3 protein-coding genes are annotated in these 2,905 nt (G+C 72.1%); 2 read left to right on the top strand and 1 reads right to left on the bottom strand.

Going from position 1 to position 2,905, the window contains the following annotated elements; genetic code table 11:
• The first annotated feature begins 43 nt into the window (after positions 1-43).
• Positions 44-1,264: a DUF4032 domain-containing protein gene (locus tag CWC38_RS11425; protein WP_121846840.1), complete on the top strand. Its 1,221-nt coding sequence runs from the start codon at positions 44-46 to the stop codon at positions 1,262-1,264.
• On the opposite strand, the gene CWC38_RS11430 is transcribed toward CWC38_RS11425, so the two are convergent.
• Positions 1,225-1,950 (bottom strand): TetR/AcrR family transcriptional regulator, encoded by a 726-nt coding sequence (locus CWC38_RS11430; RefSeq protein ID WP_121846838.1) that lies wholly within the window; start codon positions 1,948-1,950, stop codon positions 1,225-1,227. The two genes, CWC38_RS11425 and CWC38_RS11430, sit on opposite strands and share 40 nt — an antisense overlap.
• 83 nt (positions 1,951-2,033) lie before the next feature.
• Here CWC38_RS11430 and CWC38_RS11435 point away from each other — a divergent pair, with 83 nt between their 5' ends.
• Complete coding sequence (locus tag CWC38_RS11435) at positions 2,034-2,816, top strand: SDR family NAD(P)-dependent oxidoreductase (RefSeq protein WP_121846839.1); 783 nt, start codon at positions 2,034-2,036, stop codon at positions 2,814-2,816.
• Positions 2,817-2,905 lie beyond the last annotated feature (89 nt).

Below are 2,905 nucleotides of genomic sequence, written 5' to 3' on the forward strand. Positions count from 1 at the left end.
CGACGACGCCGCGGCGTCGTCCGCTCCGCACGCGTCCCCCGGCGTGTCCATCAACACGGCGTTCCCGGACCCGGGTCTGCTGGAGCTGCCCTGGGAACTGCCCCTGGAGGACTGGCCCTCCGAGGTGCTCGCCGCGTATCCGCGGGGCCTGTCCCGGCACGTGGTGCGCTTCGCACGCGTGGGTGAGCGCGTCGTCGCCGTCAAGGAGACCACCGCACGCTACGCGCGCCGTGAGTACGGTCTCCTGCGCACCCTGCAGCGCATGGGCACTCCCTCCGTGGTGCCGGACTCGGTGGTCACGGACCGGTTCTCGCCGGACGGGGACGCGCTGCCCGCGGCGCTCGTGACGGACCACCTCAGCTTCTCGCTGCCCTACCGCGCGATCTTCGAGCAGGTCCCCGCCAGGGACACCATCGAGCGCCTCGTGGACGCGCTGGCGCTGCTGATCGTGCAGCTGCACCTCTCCGGCTTCTACTGGGGGGACGTGTCCCTGTCCAACACCCTGTTCCGGCGGGATGCCGGGACCTTCGCCGCCTACCTGGTGGACGCGGAGACCGGTGAGCTGCACCCGGAGCTCACCCGCGGGCAGCGGGGATACGACATCGACCTCGCCCGGACCAACGTGGCCGGGGAGGTCATGGACCTGCTGGCCGGGGAGCACATGCAGCGACGGCTCGAGGAGGCGGGGGTGGACCCGGCCTCCGTGGACCCGTTCGTGATCTCGCAGCGGCTCGTGGAGAGCTACGAGGGGCTGTGGGAGGAGCTCACCGCCACCGAGACGTTCTCCGTGGGCGAGCGCTGGCGCGTGCAGGCCCGGGTGCAGCGGCTCAACGAGCTCGGCTTCGACGTGGAGGAGGCCTCCCTGGACTCCGACAGCGCCGGGCAGGTCCACCTCCGCCCGCGCGTGGTGGAGGCGGGCCACCACAGCCGCCGCCTGCTGCACCTCACCGGGCTGAACACCCAGGAGAACCAGGCGCGGCGCATCCTCACCGACATCGACCAGTTCGGGCGGGCCCTTTACCCCGGTCTGCCCGAGGACCTCACGGCCCAGCTGTGGATGCGCGAGATCTTCGTCCCCATCATGTCCGCGATCCCCGCCGACCTGCGCCGCAAGCGCGAGCCCGCGCAGATCGTCCACGAAGTTCTGGAGCACCGATGGTTCATGTCCGAGAGCGCGGGCAAGGACATCCCCACGGAGACCGCGGCCGAGGACTACGTGCGCTCCTACCTGGCGGAGCGTCCGGACGAGCGCGACGTCTTCTGAGCCGGCCGTGCGGCGTCGTCCTCCCGGGGCGGCGAACCCGCCAGCGGTGTGCCCGGAGCCTGCGGGCCAGGGATCCACGTGCCCCGGCCCGGCGTGACCGGGCTCGACGTGCCGGGGGTCGCGATCTGGTCCGCGAGCGCACGGTGCACCCGTTCGGTCCAGCGCTCGTCGAGGGAGCCGTAGCGGGCCAGGTGGGCGTAGGCCGAGCCCAGGATGAAGTCGATCACCATGTCCAGGTCCACGGCCGCCCGGATCGCCCCGCGCTGCTGCTCGAGCTGGAGGACGGCGCGCAGCGCGTTCATGCGCGGGCGCACCACGGAGGCGCGCAGCACCCGCGAGGTGGCCGAGTTCGGGTCCTGCAGGAGGGTGATGGCCACTCCCACGCCCATGTCCCGCAGCAGGACGTCCACCGCGGCCGTGAGGGCCTGCTCCCAGCCGGCGTCCTCGGGAAGCACGTGGGCCACGGGCGTGGTGTGCTGCAGCGCGGCCTCGAGAAGCTGCGTGCTGTTGTCGTAGCGGCGGTAGATCGAGGTCTTGGCCACGCCGGTCAGGGTGGAGACGGCCTCGATGGTCACCCGCTGCGGGCCGCCCTCGCGCAGCAGCCTGAGGGCACCGGCGACGATCTTGCGGTCGGTGCGCGCGGTGCGCGGGTCCACGGACGGCGCGGGGTCGGGGGTGGCTGCCATGGGAACCTCCGGGGCCTGGAACGGGGAGCGTCGACGCTGGTGGGACCGGCTGCGCTACGATCACCGTAGTGTATCTTGGGAGCATGCTTACCGCTCTCGTGACCGGTGGGACGTCAGGCATCGGTGCCGCGTTCGCCCGCTCCCTCGCCCGCAGGGGCTTCGATCTGGTCCTGGTTGCACGGGACGAGCCCCGCCTCGTCCAGACCGCGCACGAGCTCGCCGCGGAGCACGGCGTGCACGTGGAGACCCTCACCGCGGACCTCGCCGTGCGGGAGGACCTGCTCCGGGTCGCGCAGCGGCTCGAGGACACCGCCCACCCCGTGGACATGCTCGTGAACAACGCGGGCTTCTCGGTGAAGACCCGTTACACGGACGAGGACACCACCCAGCACGAGGCAGGCTTCGAGGTCATGTGCGCCGCCGTGCGGCGCCTGTCCGCGGCCGCGGCGCGCGCGATGACCGTTCGCGGGTCGGGCTGGATCGTGAACGTGTGCTCCGTCTCCGGCCTGGTGACCATGGGGGAGTACTCGGCGATCAAGGCGTACACCACCTCCATGACGGAGTCCCTTGCGGTGGAGCTGCACGGCACGGGCGTCCAGGTGACCGCGCTGCTGCCCGGCTGGGTCCGCACCGAGTTCCACAGCCGCGCCGGCATCTCCGGCTCCTCCATCCCGGACTTCATGTGGCTGGATGCGGACCGCCTTGTGGAGGAGGCCCTCGCGGACATCGCCCGCGGCAAGGTGCTCTCCGTACCGTCCCTGCGCTACAAGGCCGTGGTCACCGCGCTGCGCCACCTCCCCCGCCCCACCGTGCGCTGGGTCTCCCGCAAGATCTCCGGGGTCCGGCGCCACGAGCTCCAGGCCTGATCACGTGTCACCGTCCCAGGACCCGGCCGCCGAACGTCCCACGGAGCGCACCGGACGACGCCGCCAGCACACTCCGCCCGAGCCGCACC

The organism is Kocuria tytonicola (genome assembly GCF_003687455.1).
Taxonomy (GTDB): Bacteria; Actinomycetota; Actinomycetes; order Actinomycetales; family Micrococcaceae; genus Kocuria; species Kocuria tytonicola.